Annotated in this window: 13 protein-coding genes; 8 read left to right on the top strand and 5 right to left on the bottom strand. The window is 67.8% G+C overall.

Annotated elements, in window-relative coordinates; all coding sequences use genetic code 11:
- Positions 1-17 precede the first annotated feature (17 nt).
- Positions 18-644: a glutathione S-transferase family protein gene (locus U4Y88_RS35890; protein ID WP_224014553.1), complete on the bottom strand. Its 627-nt coding sequence runs from the start codon at positions 642-644 to the stop codon at positions 18-20.
- Positions 645-796: 152 nt separating this feature from the next.
- Here U4Y88_RS35890 and U4Y88_RS35885 point away from each other — a divergent pair, with 152 nt between their 5' ends.
- Positions 797-2,497: an ATP-binding domain-containing protein gene (locus U4Y88_RS35885; protein ID WP_321789676.1), complete on the top strand. Its 1,701-nt coding sequence runs from the start codon at positions 797-799 to the stop codon at positions 2,495-2,497.
- Between the two features lie 7 nt (positions 2,498-2,504).
- Here the strand turns inward: U4Y88_RS35885 and U4Y88_RS35880 are convergent, their stop codons facing one another.
- A complete protein-coding gene (locus tag U4Y88_RS35880; RefSeq protein ID WP_224014557.1) occupies positions 2,505-3,452 on the bottom strand; it encodes a phosphoribosyltransferase in 948 nt (315 codons plus the stop codon).
- Positions 3,453-3,737: 285 nt separating this feature from the next.
- Between U4Y88_RS35880 and U4Y88_RS35875 the strand changes: the two genes are divergently transcribed.
- Both U4Y88_RS35875 and U4Y88_RS35870 read left to right on the top strand, forming a co-directional pair.
- On the top strand, positions 3,738-4,367 hold the full coding sequence (locus U4Y88_RS35875; RefSeq protein ID WP_321789674.1) for a molybdopterin-dependent oxidoreductase: 630 nt from the start codon (positions 3,738-3,740) through the stop codon (positions 4,365-4,367).
- Positions 4,368-4,375: 8 nt separating this feature from the next.
- Positions 4,376-6,244, top strand: a complete 1,869-nt coding sequence (locus U4Y88_RS35870) for a hybrid sensor histidine kinase/response regulator (RefSeq protein WP_321789672.1) — start codon at positions 4,376-4,378, stop codon at positions 6,242-6,244.
- 27 nt (positions 6,245-6,271) lie between these two features.
- On the opposite strand, the gene U4Y88_RS35865 is transcribed toward U4Y88_RS35870, so the two are convergent.
- Positions 6,272-7,126, bottom strand: a complete 855-nt coding sequence (locus U4Y88_RS35865; protein ID WP_224014562.1) for a helix-turn-helix domain-containing protein — start codon at positions 7,124-7,126, stop codon at positions 6,272-6,274.
- Between the two features lie 405 nt (positions 7,127-7,531).
- Between U4Y88_RS35865 and U4Y88_RS35860 the strand changes: the two genes are divergently transcribed.
- Positions 7,532-8,296, top strand: coding sequence for a C39 family peptidase (locus tag U4Y88_RS35860; protein ID WP_321789671.1), 765 nt, complete (start codon positions 7,532-7,534; stop codon positions 8,294-8,296).
- 6 nt (positions 8,297-8,302) lie between these two features.
- Here the strand turns inward: U4Y88_RS35860 and U4Y88_RS35855 are convergent, their stop codons facing one another.
- Together U4Y88_RS35855 and U4Y88_RS35850 are read right to left on the bottom strand one after the other, a co-directional pair.
- Complete coding sequence (locus U4Y88_RS35855; RefSeq protein ID WP_224014564.1) at positions 8,303-9,259, bottom strand: LysR family transcriptional regulator; 957 nt, start codon at positions 9,257-9,259, stop codon at positions 8,303-8,305.
- Positions 9,260-9,588: 329 nt separating this feature from the next.
- Positions 9,589-10,641 (bottom strand): NAD(P)-dependent alcohol dehydrogenase, encoded by a 1,053-nt coding sequence (locus tag U4Y88_RS35850; RefSeq protein ID WP_310632281.1) that lies wholly within the window; start codon positions 10,639-10,641, stop codon positions 9,589-9,591.
- A gap of 246 nt (positions 10,642-10,887) precedes the next feature.
- Here U4Y88_RS35850 and U4Y88_RS35845 point away from each other — a divergent pair, with 246 nt between their 5' ends.
- The 4 genes from U4Y88_RS35845 (at position 10,888) to U4Y88_RS35830 (ending at position 16,418) form a co-directional block, all read left to right on the top strand.
- A complete protein-coding gene (locus tag U4Y88_RS35845) occupies positions 10,888-11,931 on the top strand; it encodes an AraC family transcriptional regulator (RefSeq protein WP_405045062.1) in 1,044 nt (347 codons plus the stop codon).
- 105 nt (positions 11,932-12,036) lie between these two features.
- Positions 12,037-12,981, top strand: coding sequence for a 2-hydroxyacid dehydrogenase (locus U4Y88_RS35840; protein WP_321789669.1), 945 nt, complete (start codon positions 12,037-12,039; stop codon positions 12,979-12,981).
- Between the two features lie 314 nt (positions 12,982-13,295).
- Entirely contained in the window at positions 13,296-14,786 is a 1,491-nt protein-coding gene (locus U4Y88_RS35835) for a DUF1254 domain-containing protein (RefSeq protein ID WP_321789667.1), read from the top strand.
- Between the two features lie 93 nt (positions 14,787-14,879).
- Positions 14,880-16,418 (top strand): DUF1254 domain-containing protein, encoded by a 1,539-nt coding sequence (locus tag U4Y88_RS35830; RefSeq protein ID WP_321789665.1) that lies wholly within the window; start codon positions 14,880-14,882, stop codon positions 16,416-16,418.
- Positions 16,419-16,454 lie beyond the last annotated feature (36 nt).

Here is a 16,454-nt window from a genome sequence, read left to right as displayed (position 1 = left end):
CACGCGCGGCGCGGCCATCAGGTCAGCGGCAAGTCGATGTACTTGCGGAAGCCCTGACGCTGCGCGAGCCGCTGATACCAGCGTTCGAGGTTCGGCAGCGCGGGCCGCTCGATGCCTTCGAGACCGAACCAGCGCCGCGCGAACGACCCGAGCACGATGTCGGCGAGCGAGAAGCGGTCGTTCTCCAGGAAGAAGCGGCCTTGCAGATGGCGGTCGAGCAGCGTCCACTGCGCGGCCACGTTCTCCAGGTCGGCGGCGATCTGCGCGGCGTCGCGCTTCTCGGCGGGCGTGCGCACGAGCGCGAGGAACAGCGGCCGTTCGGCGGGCGCGAGCGTGCCGATCGACCAGTCGAGCCAGCGCTCGATGCCGGCGCGCACTTTCGGCTCGGTCGGGTAGAGCAGGCTCGACGGGCCGTATTCCATCGCCAGATAGCGCAGGATCGCGTTCGATTCCCACAGCACGAAATGGCCGTCGACGAGCGTCGGCACCTTGCCGTTCGGATTCATCGCCAGATAGGCGGGCTCGTCGAGACGGCCGAACTTGCCGCCCGCCTCGACGCGCTCGAACGGCAGCACGAGTTCGTCGCAGCACCACAGGACTTTCTGGACGTTCACCGAATTGGCGCGTCCCCAGATCTTGATCATCTGGATCACTCTCCTTTTGTAGCGTGAATTGCAGCGTGAAAAACGTCGCGCGCGACGCGAATCCGGCCGCGCGGCGAGCGGGCCGCGTGGCGTCGCGCATGACGTAGCGCATTACGTAGAATAGCCGCTGCACAACGTGACGAGAATCGCATATGGCCCGGATTGTCCCCGACGACTGGCAGCATCTCGAAGCCACTGGCGCCGCCGCGCGCGAACGCGAGACGCTCGCGCTTCTCGAACGCGGCCTGCCGGCGGGCTACACCGTCTATCACGGCGTGCACTGGACGCGCCTCGCCGAGGGTTTTTCGGTGTTCGGCGAAGCCGATTTCGCGATCGTCAGCCCGTCGGGGCGCGTGATGATCGTCGAGCAGAAAACCGGCTTTCTGCGCGAGACGAAAGACGGGCTCGTGAAAGCGTACATGCAGACCGAGCGCAACGTCGCGGTCGCGCTCGCGCGCACCATGGAAGGGCTGCACCGGCGCTTCACGGCGGCCTTCGGCGCGGGCACGTATCACCTCGAAGAACTCTTTTATTGCCCCGATCACGTGGTGCGCGATCCGGCGATCGCGGGCGTGAATCCCGCGCGCATCGTCGATGCCACGCGCAAGGCGCAACTCGCGGCGATCATCCGCGAGGCGCTGCCCGCCGACGAACCGCGTCTGCCGAGCGCCGCCAAGGTCCATCATTTTCTCGCCGACGAACTCGCGCTCACGCCCGACGCGAGCGCGCTCGTCGGCGCGGCGGGCACGCTCGTCACGCGGCTGGCGGGCGGGCTCGCCACCTGGGCGCGGCGGCTGGAGTTCGCGCCGTTCCGGCTGCGCGTGATCGGCACGGCGGGCTCGGGCAAGACGCAGCTCGCGCTGCAGGTGATGCAGGACGCGCTCGCGCGCGGCCAGCGCACGCTTTATGTGTGCTTCAACCGGCCGCTCGCGGATCACATTGCGAAAGTCGCGCCGCCCGAGGTGAAGGTGGCGAACTATCACCAGCTTTGCGACTGGGTCGCGCGCGACGGCGGCCACGTGCCCGATTTCGAAGGCGCGAACGTGTTCGAGGCGCTGGAGCAGCGCTTCGCGCAGACGCCGATCGACGCGCGCTGGCAGTTCGACGTCGTGATCGTCGACGAAGGGCAGGATTTTCAGCAGGCGTGGGTCGAGGCGCTCGCGCGGCTGCTGCGGCCCGGCGCGGCGTGGTGGTGGCTCGAAGATCCGCTGCAGAATCTCTACGTGCGCGAGCCGGTCGCGCTGCCGGGCTGGACGGTGCTGCGCGAGACCACGAACTATCGCAGTCCGCGCGACATCCTCGCGTTCCTGCGCGACGTGGCGGGCGCAACGGTGCCCGCGCTCGCCGGGCTCTCGGCGGCCAGTCCGTTCGGGGGATCGGAGGTGACGGTGTTCGCGTGGGACGAACAGGAGGGCGAGGGCGGCGGCGAATCGACCGTGGTCGCGGCGACGCGGCGCGCGGTCACGCAGGCGCTGGCGCTCGGCTTTCGCAAGCAGGACATCGTCGTGCTGTCGTTCCGCGGGCGCGAGCACTCGCATTTCACGGCGCTCGATCATCTGGGGCCGCATCGGCTGCGCAGCTTCACGGGCGAGTACGATCTGTTCGGCGTGCCGCAGTATCGCGACGGCGACCTGCTGCTCGATTCGATCTATCGCTTCAAGGGGCAGTCGGCGCCGTGCGTGATTCTCACCGACGTCGATTTCGACGCGCTCGACGAACGCGCGGTGCGCAAGCTGTTCGTGGGCGCGACGCGCGCGACCATGAAGCTGATCGTGGTGGCGTCGCCGCACGCGGCGCGTCTGCTCGGCCACGAGCCGGTCGCGCCCGCGCTCAGGGCGGGCAAGGAAGGCTGACCCTCGCTCAACCCCACGCCGACGCGCCGATCAGCGTGCCGCTGCGCGCCTGGGCGTTCCACCAGATCACGCGCAGCAGCGGCGCGCGCTGGGCGATGAAGATCGCCTGCACCGGATCGCTCTCGATGAAGTGCGTGACGCCGCAGCGCACGGCCGCCGCCGCCTTGTGCGTGGCCGCGCCTTGCGCCGACTCGTCGTGCTCGCCGGGCGCGCGCATCACCAGCTCCAGGTGGCCGAAGCCGTGGCGGTCGAGCCACGCCTGGGTGCGCTCGCGGTCGAGTTCCGGCCGACCCGTGATGATCGCGCGCGCGTGCTTGAGGTCGATGTCGGGAATGCGCTCGAATGGCACCAGCGCGTCGCGTTCGGCGAGCGCGCCGTCGAGATCCTCGTCGTAGCGCGCGAGCGGAATGTCGGGCAGCAGGATGCCGTCGAGATCGATCGCGTAGACCGCGTATTCGTGGTCGTCGGCCATGCGCGAGCCTTCGCTCGCGCCCTCGCGGACCCAGTCGGCGCGATAGCGGTCGGTGTAGGCCTGGCGTTCCCACGGAAACAGCGCGAAATAGCCGCTCGCGTCGATCGAATAGTCGGGGCGCAGGCGCGAGAGGTCGTCGTAGGCGCCCGTGAGCGTGCGCACCTGCAAGCCGTGCTCGCGCAGGAACGCGATGCAGTCGACGAGCGTATGGCCGCGTCCGGCGATGTCCTCGCAGACGAGCACCTTCGAGCCCGGCTCGGGCATCGGCAGCGTGGAATCCCAGCGCACTTCGCGCGTCTCGCGCGTGTAGCGCAGGAACGCGACGCCCGCGCCGGTTGCGTGCGAAACCATCAGCGCGAGCGGCGCGCCGCCGCGCAGGATGCCCACGACACAGGCGAAATTTTCCTCGACCAGAAGCGGTTGCAGCGATTCGACCCACTGGTCGAGCTGTTCGTAGGTGAGCGGAACGACGGGTTTGTTCATGTGAGCGAAGCGGCGCTTGAAGCGGCAGGTGAGGCGGCCTGTTGCGAACCGTTGCGGGCCGCTGCGGCCAGTTCGGCGACGTTGCGATCCGTTACGGGGGCGCTCGCGCGCGTAAAGCCATAAAAGCAGGCGCAAAAGCGGGCGGGCGATCCGAACAAGCCGACTATTGTCGGGTCAATGTTTGACGATATTATGCCTATGCTTGCCGGCCCATGCAGACCGGCGGCGCGCGCCAGCGCACCACACGACCAGATGACGATTCGATGCGCCAGGGGGCCCGAGCAGATGCAGTATCCCGATGACCGGCTGAAGTCCCGGCACGATGCGGTGCAAGACGAGTTGCCGAGCGACTTCGAGGACGGCCCGCAAGCCGCGCCGGAATCCGCGCGGCCCGCGAACCGCGCGCGCCGCCGCTTCGCCACCGGGCTCGCGGCCACGCTGGCGGCCGCCGCACTGCCGCTGCGGCCCGCGTTCGCCGCATCCGGCGGCGGTCTCGCGCTCGACGTGAACGGCCAGGTGCGCGTCACCAACAACGCGGCGCACACGGCCTATCACTTCAGCGAGCAGCAGTTGCTCGCGCTGCCCGTGCACGCGATCTCCACGGCCACGACCTGGACGCCGCGCTCGACCTTCACGGGCCCGCTGCTCGCCGACGTGCTCAAGACCGTCGGCGCTTACGGCAGCCAGATCGAAATCCACACCATCGACGACTACACCTGCGTCGTGCCGGTCGCCGACGCGAGCCGCTACGGCGTGGTGCTGGCCTACGCGATGAACGGCAAGCGCCTGAAAGTGAGCGACTTCGGCCCGCTGTTCCTGATCTATCCGCGCGACCAGTTCCCGCTCGAACTCGACGGCGCGGCCGGCGACGCCAAGTTCGCCTGGCAGATCGTCTCGATGACCATCAAGTCCTAAGTTCCGCCATGCAACGCCCGCTGCGCCGCCTGCTGCACGTGCTGATCTGGGTCGTCGCGCTCGCGCCGCCCGTGGCGGCGGTCGGCTATCTGCTCTACGCGAACCTGCTCAATCCGCAAGTCGTGCAGCGTCTCACCGGCAACTACGACGGCCTCTACTGGGACGCCGCGCAGATGCAGCTCGCCTTTTCGCGTTTCGAAAGCCAGTTGCTGATCTACGCCGACGGCATCGACCGCGATATCGACAAGGTGCGGCTGCGCTACGAAGTCCTGCAATCGAAGCTCAACGTGATGAAGGGCTCGACGCGCTCGCTCGCGGCCACGCCGGGGCTGATGAAGCGTCAGGAGGACGATCTCAACGCGATCGACGCGACCATCTCGACCTTCGACAGCGAAATCGCCACGCTGCCCGAGCATCCCGAGCGCGCCGTGCCGATGCTGGAGGCGCTCGACGCGCGCTGGAGCGCCGTCACCGATCTCGCGCTGAACCGCCGTTTCGCCGACGTGACCGAGCGCGAGGCGATCCGCCGCGACTTCATCGCCAAGCGCCGCGAGCTGTTCGCGGCGGGCCTCGTGCTGCTCGTGCTGTCGGCGGCGGCCGCCGCGCTGCTCGTGATGAACGGCTACCGGCGCACGCGCCTGATCCGGCAGCAGCACGCCGCGCTCGAAGCCGAGCATCAGGCGACCCGCGCCGCGCGCGAGGCGAGCATGGCGAAGGACGCGTTCCTCGGCATGATCAGCCACGAGTTGCGCACGCCGCTGCACGCGATCGTCTCGTCGATCGAACTGCTCGGCTTCAACTCGCATTCGGAGGCAGACCGCAAGGTGATCGGGCGGCTCGAAACCGCCGCGCGCCAGCTCGAAGCGCAGATGAAGGACCTCACCGACTACGCGCGGCTCGGCGCGGGCAAGCTCGAACTGCGCCCGGAAGAGTTCGATCCGCGCGACCTGCTGCAATCGATCGTCGACGAAAACGAACAGGCTGCACACGCCCGCGGGCTGAGCTTCGCGCACGCGTGGCGCGGCGCGCCGCGCGGCGTGCTGGCCGATCCGCACCGCATCCGCCAGATCGCCAACAACCTCGTCACCAACGCGATCCGCTATACCGAGCGCGGTTCGGTGAGCATCGAGTTCGCGCTCAGCGGGCCGGCGCCGGGCGTGCTGCCGCGCGCCACCACGGCGCCCGCGCAGACGCTGTCGATCATCGTCAGCGACACCGGGCCGGGCGTGGCGGCGGCGCAGATTCCGCTGATCTTCAAGGAGTTCACGCAGCTCGACACGTCGCGCTCGCGGCGCTACGAAGGCGCGGGGATGGGGCTCGCGATCGTGCGCGGGCTGGTCGAGCTGTTCGGCGGGCGTATCGATACCGACAGCCGCGTGGGCGAGGGCACGACCTTCACGGTGACGATTCCGGTCGCCGCGATCGAGCCGCCCGTGGCCGGTCCCGAGACGCAGCCGATGCAGGCGCTGTGGGCGCCGCCGCAGGTGATGGTGGTGGACGACAACCCGCTGGTGCGCGAGTCGCTCTGCGAGATGGTGGCGCACATGGGCTACGCGGCGCGCTCGGCCAGCGACACCGACAGCGCGCTTGCGCTGCTCGGCGAATCGCACTGCGACGTGGTGCTGCTCGATCTGCACATGCCGGGCCGCGACGGCTACGCGTTTCTCGCCGGTCTGGAGGCGCGCAGGAGCGTGGGGCTGACGGCGGCGCCGCGCGTGATCGCCGTGAGCGCCGACGTCGCCGCGCTGGCGAGCCTGGCCGCCGAGGGCGAAAGCCGCTTTTTCGAGGCGCTGGCCAAGCCGCTGCACTACGAAGTCCTGCGCGCGGCGCTACAGCGCGCGCTCAGCGCGCCGCGCGAGGCGCAGATCCAAAGTTAGCCGCGAAGGCGTTGAGCCGGGCCGCGCTCAGGAACGGTTCAGGCGCTTGCCGAGGTCGGCGACCAGAATCGCCATGCGCGCCGGCTTTTCGTAGCAGGCCACGTTGTAATGGCGCACCACCTGGCTGATCTCCGATTCGCTCGCCTTGCCGGTCAGCAGTTCGCCGGTCAGCACGAAGATCGGCGCTTCGGGATTTTCGGAGGCGCGCACCTGGCGGATCGCGTCGGCGGCGGTCTGACTGCCGAACAGCCAGTCGATCACTACGCCGTCGAACACGTGCTGCTCGAGCGCTTCGCCGAACGCCGCGAGGCCGTAGAGCGCGTGGGCCGTGTAGCCGCTGTGCTCCAGATAGTCGCGCAGGTTGTCGGCGGAGGCCTGATCGTCGTCGACGACGGCGATCAGCGGCTTGTCCGCCTCGGCGCGGCGCGGATAGATCTCGATCTTGTGCACTTCGCGCGCGTTCTGATACAGCGCGCCGTCGGGGCGCACCACGCGCCATTGCCCCTGCTTCTCGTAGGCGACGAAGTCCGGGCGGCCGCCCGGCTCCACGGGCGCGCCGATCCAGGCCGTGCAGGGCAATTCCGCCGCGCTCACGCACAGCAGCGCTTCCTGGGCGCTCGCGCCGACCATGCCCGGATCGAGCAGCTGGCCGCCGAACAGCTGGCCCGCCGGCTCGCCGAATGCTTCGGCCACTTTCTTGATCTGCGCGAGCGTCCACGGGCTGTTGCCGCGCAGCTTGCGGTGCCCCTGCGAAAAGCTCAGGTCAAGAATCCGGCACAGCTCGGTCGTTTGCTGACGTTTGCCGATGCCGTGACGGCTCATCAGCTCGCGTACGCGCTCCGCGACCGTGGCCGAATCGGTTGAGTGTGCAACGTTCGACATACGGCGATAAAAAAGGGGAGGATCGAAGGGGCTTGGGGCTAGTCTTGGAAGCCAGCTATTGTGCGCCCCGGGCATGGCGGCCGGAATCTCGTCGAGCCGCCACGCGGGCGCACAATATTCTAAACGCATCATTTAACAAATGGCTCATGGTTTTTGTATACAAATGTTGGCCACAGCAGGGATGACGTAAGTGCGAGGTCACATGCACGCGCGGGAGCGTCTGCGACAATGGCCGTTTTACGCGAAATCGGCGGGCGGGGCTGCGTGCGTGGCCTGGCTGCGTCCGTGTGCGCGCCCGGTCGGGCCGATCGGGGCACGACAAGCACGTTTCCGGGCCACTGGAACGCGTCACTACAACGAACCACCGCAGCGGGCCATTACAGCGGGCCACTACAGCGAGCCACTATGAACGAAAGACGTGTAAACGCCGGCGTGAATGGCGCGGCGAATGAAGGTGCGGAACGCGAAGCCCATACGGACGCGCTGCGCGACGAGCCGTCCGGCGCGAAGCTCGAAGCGCGGCGTGGCGCCGTGCTGCGCCATCATGGCGTGCCGTATTACAGCCAGTGGGGCAGCCCGGAATGGGTGGCGCGCATCGTCGAGGACGACGCCGATCCCTGCGACGACCCGGGCTGGCGCGCGAGCGGCTTCGCGCAGCCGGGCGACTACCGCTTCTGGGCCAAGCGCCTGTGCGGGCTGACCTGTTTCGAATCGGCGCTCGATTACTGGGGCATCGCCCACGCGCCGCGCGCGGCGATGCTCGACGACGCGCTGCGCCACGGCTGCTACCGCATGCGCGAGGACGGCGGCGTGGACGGCCTCATCTACCGTCCGTTCGCCGACTGGGCCGAATCGGCCTATGGCGTGCGCGTCGAGGTGATGACCGACGAGGGTATCGAGGCGAGCGCCGCGCGGCTCGGACCGGACACGCTCGCGATCGTCTCGGTGAGCCCTGAAATCCGCTATCCCGAGCGCGACAACGCCCAGCAGGGCGGCCATCTGATTCTCGTGCACGGCCGCGACGACGACGGCGTCTGGTTCCACAATCCGTCGGGCGTCGCGCCGTATCAGGCCGATGCGTGGCTGCCTTACGCCACCGTCGCGCGTTTTCAAGCCCGGCGCGGCATGGCGCTGACTCGCCTCCCTGGCAGCCGGCTTGAAGCCGCTTGAGCGGCTTCAGGCCGGCTGCAGTCCCTCCAGCAACTGCCGCACGCGCGACAGATCGCGGTTGAGCGCGCCCGCGTCCTCGAACAGCTCCGCGAGCCAGTCGACGAACACGCGCACGCGCAGCGAAAGCTGGCGCGACTTCACGAACGCAACCGAAACCGGCGTCGGCAGCGGCTTCCATTGCGGCAGCACCTCCACGAGCGTGCCGTTGTCGAGATACGGCTGCGCCGCGAGCAGCGGCGGCTGGATCAGCCCGTAGCCCTGCAAACCGCAGGTGAGATAGGCGAATTCGTCGGAAACATGCACGAAGCCGTCCACCTTCACCTTGGTCGGGCTGCCGTCGACTTCGAAATCGAACTCGTACGGACGCCCGGTCTGCGGCGACAGAAAGTTCACGACCGGATGCTGCGGGAGGTCGTCGAGCGTGGCGGGCGCGCCGCGCCGCGCGAGATAGGCCGGACTCGCGCAGGTGACATGTTCGAGCAGACCGAGGCGGCGCGCGGCGAGACTCGAATCGGGCAGTTCGCCGAGCTGGATGCTGCAATCCACGCCTTCGCCGACGAGGTCGACATTGCGCAGACTCACGCCGATCACGAGGTCGATCTGCGGATAGCGCGCGTGGAAATCGTCGAGCGCGGGCAGCACGATCGCGTTGGCGATCAGCCCCGGCATTTCCACGCGCAGGCGGCCGCCGATCGCGCCGGGCTGCTGGCGCACGCTCGCTTCGGCCTCGTCGATGTCGGCGAGGATCTGCGAGGCGCGCTCGTAGTAGGCGGCGCCTTCGGGCGTCAAGGAAAGTCGGCGCGTGGTGCGCACGAGCAATTGCGTGCCGAGCAGCGCTTCGAGGCTTTGCATCAGCGTGGTGGCGCTGGCGCGCGGCATGTCGAGCGACTGCGCGGCTTTGGTGAAGCTGTTGGTATCGACGATGCGGACGAACGTGCGCATCGCCTGGATGCGGTCGATCACGGCGAGCTCCTGATAAGTCAGTCGGGTACGGCTAGAGCGAATTCCGCGTGGCTGCTGCAAAAGGGTGAGCCGCGCGGCGCGCACGAGCGAATAAAGACGGCTCGAACGACGCTTCGCGGCGCCGGCGTCTCGCGGATCAGGCGCGCGGCGGTTGCAGGACGATCACGGTTAAATGGCGGCGCGCGACAATGTCACGAACTGCGTACGGCTGCGCCGGCTCGAATGCGGGGTACGGCGTGAGGCGCGGGGGCCTCGATGCGGAAGGGCTGGACGGGCCGTCCGAACGGACGGCCCGGCGGGGCAAGGCGTTACGTCTTTGCGCGGATGACTTACTTGCGCAGCGAATCGAGGTCGATCACGAAGCGGTACTTCACGTCGCTCTTGAGCATGCGCTCGTAGGCGTCGTTGATGTCCTGCATGTTGATCATTTCGATATCGGACGTGATGCCGTGCTGACCGCAGAAGTCCAGCATTTCCTGGGTTTCAGCGATGCCGCCGATCAGCGAGCCCGCGAGACGGCGGCGCTTGAAGATCAGGTTGAACACTTGCGGCGACGGGTGATCGTGCTCGGGCGCGCCCACCAGCGTGAGCGTGCCGTCGCGCTTGAGCAGTTCGATGAACGGATTCAGGTCGTGCGGCGCGGCGACCGTGTTCACGATCAGGTCGAAGCTGTTCAGGTGCGCCTTCATCTGCTCCGGGTCCTTCGAGATCACGACTTCGTCGGCGCCGAGGCGCTTGCCGTCTTCGATCTTCGAAGGCGACGTGGTGAACAGCACCACGTGCGCGCCCATCGCATGCGCGAGCTTCACGCCCATGTGGCCGAGACCGCCGAGGCCGACGATGCCGACCTTCTTGCCGGGACCGGCGCCCCACGTGCGCAGCGGCGAGTAGGTCGTGATGCCCGCGCACAGCAGCGGCGCGGCGGCGGCGGCGTCGAGGTTCTCCGGCACGCGCAGCACGAAGGCTTCGTCGACGACGAGCTGCGTCGAGTAGCCGCCGTAGGTGACGTCGCCGCTCACGCGGTCGTTGCCGTTATAGGTGCCGACAAAACCGTTTTCGCAATACTGTTCGAGGCCTTCGCCGCAGCTCGCGCAGGTGCGGCACGAATCGACGAGACAGCCCACGCCCACGAGCTGGCCGGTCTTGAACTTCGTGACGCCCGGACCTACTTCGGCGACGCGGCCCACGATCTCGTGGCCCGGCACCACCGGGAACATCGTGTTGCGCCATTCGTTGCGCGCCTGGTGCAGGTCGGAGTGGCACACGCCGCAGTACAGCACGTCGATGCGCACGTCGAGTTCGCGCAGGTCGCGGCGCTGGAATTCGAACGGGGCGAGCGGCGAACCGGCGTCCTGAGCGGCGTATCCGTAAGTCTTGTACATAGTGAGGTGACTCCTGAGGCTGAGTGGCTAGGCAGGCGCAAACGCCGAAACGCAACGCTCGTAGCGTCGCGTTCGGGGGTGTTGCGGCAGGGTTCCCATCGTAAGGATCGCGCCCCACCCAGGGAATACCTGAATCTATCGAAGACTTGCCTGATTCTCCTGGCGAACCACGCGCGCGCGCATTCGGTGATAGATTGGCAAGCCTGATTCTCTTTCCGTCCCGATGAATTTAGGGGCGCAACTGTCATGAAAACAGCACACATCGAGGCCGTCGACGCAGACGGCGCGGCGCTCGCGCCGCTTATTTCGACGCCGCTGGTCTCGCGCGCCAGCGCCGCGCCCGTGGTGCATGCCGACGACGCCACGCAGCGCCGCGTGGTCGAGCTGATGATGCAGCTCACGCAGCGCGACGGCGCGCATGAGACGCAGCTCGACGGCGTGCGCCTGTTTCGCGGCAGCGAGGGCCATCCGCGCAAGCCGGTCATGTACGAGCCGAGCATCTTCATCGTTTGCCAGGGCCGCAAGCGCGGCTTTCTCGGCGATCAGGTGTTCATCTACGACGCGCAGCAATATCTCGTGCTCTCGGTGCCGCTGCCGTTCGAATGCGAGACCGAGGCCTCGCCCGAGAAGCCGATTCTCGCGATCTCGGTGCGCGTCGATCTGACGCTGGTCGCCGAGCTGCTGATGGCGCTCAACGACACGCGCGGCAGCGCCGTCTCCGAGCCCTCGGGCATCTACGCCACGCCGCTCGACGCGCCGCTCTCGAACGCCGTGCTGCGCCTGCTCGAAGCGCTCGCGCAGCCCGCGGACGCGCGCATTCTCGGGCCGTCGATCGTGCGCGAGATCTGCTATCGCGTGCTCACGGGCGAGCAGGGCGATGCGATTCGCGCGGCGCTCACGCATCAGCAGCATTTCGGCCGCATCGCCAAGGCGCTGCGCCGCATTCACACCGACTATCGCGGCGACCTCGACGTGGTGACGCTCGCCGCCGAAGCGGGCATGAGCCTCGCGGTGTTTCATGCGCATTTCAAGGCGGTCACGTCCACCTCGCCGATGCAGTACGTGAAGACCACGCGCCTGCATCACGCGCGTCTGCTGATCACGCACGACGGCATGAACGTGAGCGCGGCGGCCGTGCGCGTGGGTTACGAAAGCGCCTCGCAGTTCAGCCGCGAATTCAAGCGCCTGTTCGGCTGCACGCCCGCCGACGAGATGCGCCGCGCGCGCGTGGCGGCCGAAGCGGTCGCGCCGCGTGTGGAGGTGGTGCAGCGGTATGTGTCGGCGCTTTGATAGCGCGCTTGAAGTCGCCGATTGATTCGGATATCGAATCATTTGAGTGTGTCGAACGAAAAAACGTAGCGTAACGAAACCGACGTAAAGAACCCTAAGGCCGATATGAACGCCGTCTCGAAGCCGCGCCTGCTCGTGCTGATCCCGCTCACCGACACCGACCGCGCCGCGCTCGCCGCGCACTTCGAGGTGCTGTACGCGCCCGACGCGCCGCAACGCGCGCAGGCCGTGGCGCGCGAGGGCGCGACGGTGCGTGCGGTGCTCACGAACGGCACGACCGGTCTCACGGCCGACGAGATCGACGCGATGCCCGCGCTCGAATTCGCGGCGGCGCTGGGCGCGGGTTACGAGAACCTCGCGCTCGATCACGCGCGCGCTCGGGGCATCGCGTTGAGCAATGGCGCGGGCGTGAACGCCGATTGCGTCGCCGACCACGCGATGGCGCTGCTGCTCGCCGCGCTGCGCGCGATTCCGCAATTCGATGCCGCCTGCCGCGCGGGCGTCTGGCGCGACGCGCTGCCGATGCGGCCCACGCTCACGGGACGCAAGCTCGGCATCCTCGGTTATGGGCATATCGGCGCGAAGATCGCGAAGCGCGCGGCGGGTTTCGACATGCCGGTCGGTTATCACAATCGCTCGCCGCGCGAGGGCGTGAGCGCGCGGTATTTCGAGTCGACGCTCGCGCTTGCGCAATGGAGCGACTGCCTCGTGGTCGCGACGCCGGGCGGCGCGTCGACCGAACATCTGATCGACCGCGCCGTGCTCGACGCGCTCGGTCCGCAAGGCTTTCTCGTCAACGTCTCGCGCGGCAGCGTGGTCGATACGGCGGCGCTCGCCGACGCCCTGCGCGAACGCCGTCTCGCGGGCGCGGGCCTCGACGTCTACGAAGGCGAGCCCGAGCCGCCGCAGGCGCTCGTCGCGCTCGACAACATCGTGCTCACGCCGCACACGGCCGGCACGTCGCCCGACGTGCGCGCGGCCACCGTGCGCAATTTCATCGACAACGCCACGCGCCACTTTGCGGGCGAAGCGCTTGTTACGCCGCTCTGACGGCGCGCGTCCCCGCGCGTTTTCTTCGCGCATTTCGTTCACCGGTTCAGCCACGCCGCGCATGCCGATCCATGTGTGCCGCATAAGGTCGCGTGCGCACCCAGTCCGGCTGTGGCGCGCTTGACTGAGCGCATGGTCATCCGCCAGTTCGGGCGACATACTCCGACATAGCTTCTCGCGTTTTCCGTCATACTGCCTCCGCATCGCGTCGCTAATGCATCGCGTGATGCCTGTCCACCGCAACGCCCCTGGAACGAGACATAACGATGAAAAACCGTCCGCTTGCGTTAGCCGTCCCGTCTAAAAAATGCCTGATGCGCGCCGTGCTTGCCGGCGCTTCGGCGCTTGCGCTGAGCGCCGGCGCCTTCGCACAATCGTCGCCCGGCGCCGCCACCGATGCGCACGGCTGGGCCGGCACCGGCACGCTCGCCACGCCAGCCGGTTCGTTCGATTTCGTCGGTGGCTATCCCACCGCCGACGCGGGCCGCAAGCTCGACGACACGCTCGCGCTGAACCGCGCCGTCGAGGTCTATCTCGCGCAGATGCCCGCGGTGTCGTGGTATCGCGTCTGGAAAGGCACGAACGAGGCAGGCGCCGCCACGCCGAACCAGATCGTGATCTGGGAAAGTCTGATGAACGCGCGCACGCTGCTGCTCACGGGCAATACGGAAACCGTCTATGCGCTCGCCGCAATCGACCTCAAGCGCGACGGCCCGGTGGTCGTGGAAGCGCCGCCACATCTGCTCGGCGGCGCATCCGATCTGTGGCAGAGCGAAGTGGCCGGCATCGGCCCGACCGGCGACGACAAGGGCCAAGGCGGTAAATTCCTGATCCTGCCGCCCGGCTACACGGGCAAGGTGCCGCCGGGCTATATTGTCAAGCGCTCGCGCACGTATCGCGTGGTGCTCGGGCTGCGCGGCTTCATGGTCGAAGGCAAGACCGCGCCCGCCGTGGCGCTCATGAAGCAGACGCGCGTCTATCCGCTGGCGCAGGCCGCGCATCCGCCCGCCACGACCTTCATCGACGGCTCGACGCATCCGATCGACACGCTGTTCTCCGACAACTTCCAGTATTTCGACGACCTCGCCACCCTCATCGCGAGCGAGCCGAAAGACGTCGTGCCGACTATCGACCGCTTCCAGATGGCGTCGATCGGCATCGAGCAGGGCAAGCCGTTCGCGCCCGACGCTGCGCGCCGCGCGCTGCTCGACAACGCTGGCAAGCTCGGCGGCGCGATCGCGCGTCAGAACACCTTCGCCTCGAGCGACCCGGAACGGCTCATGTATCCCGACCGCCACTGGGAATGGGCGTTCGTGGGCCGCAGCGCCACGTGGGACTCGCAGGGCTATCTGAACACCGACCGGCGTGCGGGCTTCGCGTATGAAGCGATCGGCATGTCGCCCGCGATGGTCGCGCAGGTGGTCGGCGCGGGCTCGCAATACGCGATGACGCCGCGCGACGCGAACGGCCAGTATCTCGACGGCGCGAAAAGCTATCGCCTGCATCTGCCCGCGAACATTCCGGTGAAGAACTTCTGGTCGGTGGTGGTGTACGACGCGCAGACGCGCTCGATGCTCGACAACGGCCAGCCATTCCCGACGGTCAGCCAGTACACCGGCCCGGCGAAGAACGACGACGGCTCCATCGACATCTACTTCGGCCCGGACGCGCCCAGGGGCCACGAGAAGAACTGGATCCGCACGGTGCCGGGCAAGGGCTGGTTCACGCTGCTGCGCTTCTACGGCCCGCTCAAGCCGTTCTTCGACAAGAGCTGGAAGCCGGACGACATCACGCCGCTGTCCTGAACGGCGCGCAGGCGGCGTCCGCAAACGCCGCCGCTTCGTTCATCCTGCGTTCCCGCATCGCTGCACCTCGCTTGCATAAAGTTCGGAGAGCTTATGTTTGACGACTTCCCCAACGTGTCCAGGTCGCTCGCGTCCGGCATGGGCGCGGCCCTTCTGGCCGTCCTCGCGCTCTCGGCCTGCGCGGGCACGTCCTCGCCCGCGACGTACAGGATGACCACGCCCACGCCGCCGCAGATCACCACGCCCGCGTCGGTCGACACGCGCATCGGCCGCCTCGATTATTTCGACGGCGTGCCCACGCCGCCAACCGCCGACAAGGTCTACGACAACCTGCTCTTCATGCGCGGCGTGGAGGCGTTCCTCAACGGCATTCCGGGCGCGTCGATGGCGGCGATCCGCCAGGGCCTGCGCGACGCGGGCGCGACCGGCAGCACCGTCGGCGTGTTCGAATCGCTGATGGATTCGAAGTCGATCTTTCTCACGCCCAATTCGGAGACCGTCTACTTCTGGAACTGGATGGACCTGAAGGACGGGCCGATGGTCGTGGAAACGCCGCCGAACATTCTCGGCGTCGTGGACGACTTCTGGTTCCGCTACGTGACCGACATGGGCAACGCGGGACCGGACAAGGGACGCGGCGGCAAATATCTGTTCGTGCCGCCGGGCTACACGGGCGCGCTGCCCGCGAGCGGCTATATCGTCATCAAGTCGCCGACCTTCGGCAATCTGCTGTTCGGCCGCGCGTTCATGAAGAACGGCGACCCGAAGCCGGGCGTCGCGAGCCTGAAGGCCGGGCTGCGCGTGTATCCGCTGGCGCAGGCCTCCGCGCCGCCGGCCACGCGCTTCATCGACCTGTCGGGCAAGGTGATGAATACGGTCCACGCGAACAATATCGCGTTCTACGACGAGATCAACCAGATCGTGCAGGAGGAGCCCGCGGGCGCGTATGGCCCCGACATGACCGGCCTGTTCGCGTCGATCGGCATGGTCAAGGGCAAGCCGTGGGCGCCCGACGCGCGCACGAAGGCGATCCTCACCGACGCCGTGGCGGTCGGCAACGCCACGGCGCGCTCGATCGACTTCGCCAACCGCAATCCCGCGGCGCTCATCTACCCGGACGGCCACTGGAATACGCCGTTCATCGGCGGCAGCTACGAATGGCTCGACCAGGGCGCGCGCAACTTCGACGCCCGCACGATGTTCTTCTACGCCGCCACGATCGACACGCCCGCAATGGCCGTGGCGATGCCGGGCATCGGCTCGCAGTACGCGGCGGCGAATCTCGATGCGAGCGGCAAGCCGTTCGACGGCGCGAAGCCGTACGTGCTGCATGTGCCCGCCAACGTGCCGGTGAAGGACTTCTGGTCGGTGGTGGTCTACGACACGCAGACGCGCTCGATGCTGCAAACCGACCAGCCGTTCCCGAGCCTGTCGAGCGAGAAGGCGTTGCAGAAGAACGCCGATGGTTCGGTCGACGTGTACTTCGGGCCGAGCGCGCCCGCAGGCCACGAATCGAACTGGGTGCAGACGATTCCGGGCAAGGCGTGGTTCACGATTTTCCGCCTGTACGGGCCGCTGCAGCCGTGGTTCGACCGTAGCTGGAAGCTGCCCGACATCGCGGCGGCGGGCTGAAGCTCGCATCGCGCAACGCACAGGAGACGGCAGGGA

Origin of the sequence: Paraburkholderia sp. J94 (assembly GCF_905220285.1) — a bacterium.
In the GTDB taxonomy this organism is placed as follows: Bacteria; Pseudomonadota; Gammaproteobacteria; order Burkholderiales; family Burkholderiaceae; genus Paraburkholderia; species Paraburkholderia tropica_A.
Note: the sequence above shows the minus strand (reverse complement) of the source record. Positions and strands in the feature narration are given on the sequence as shown.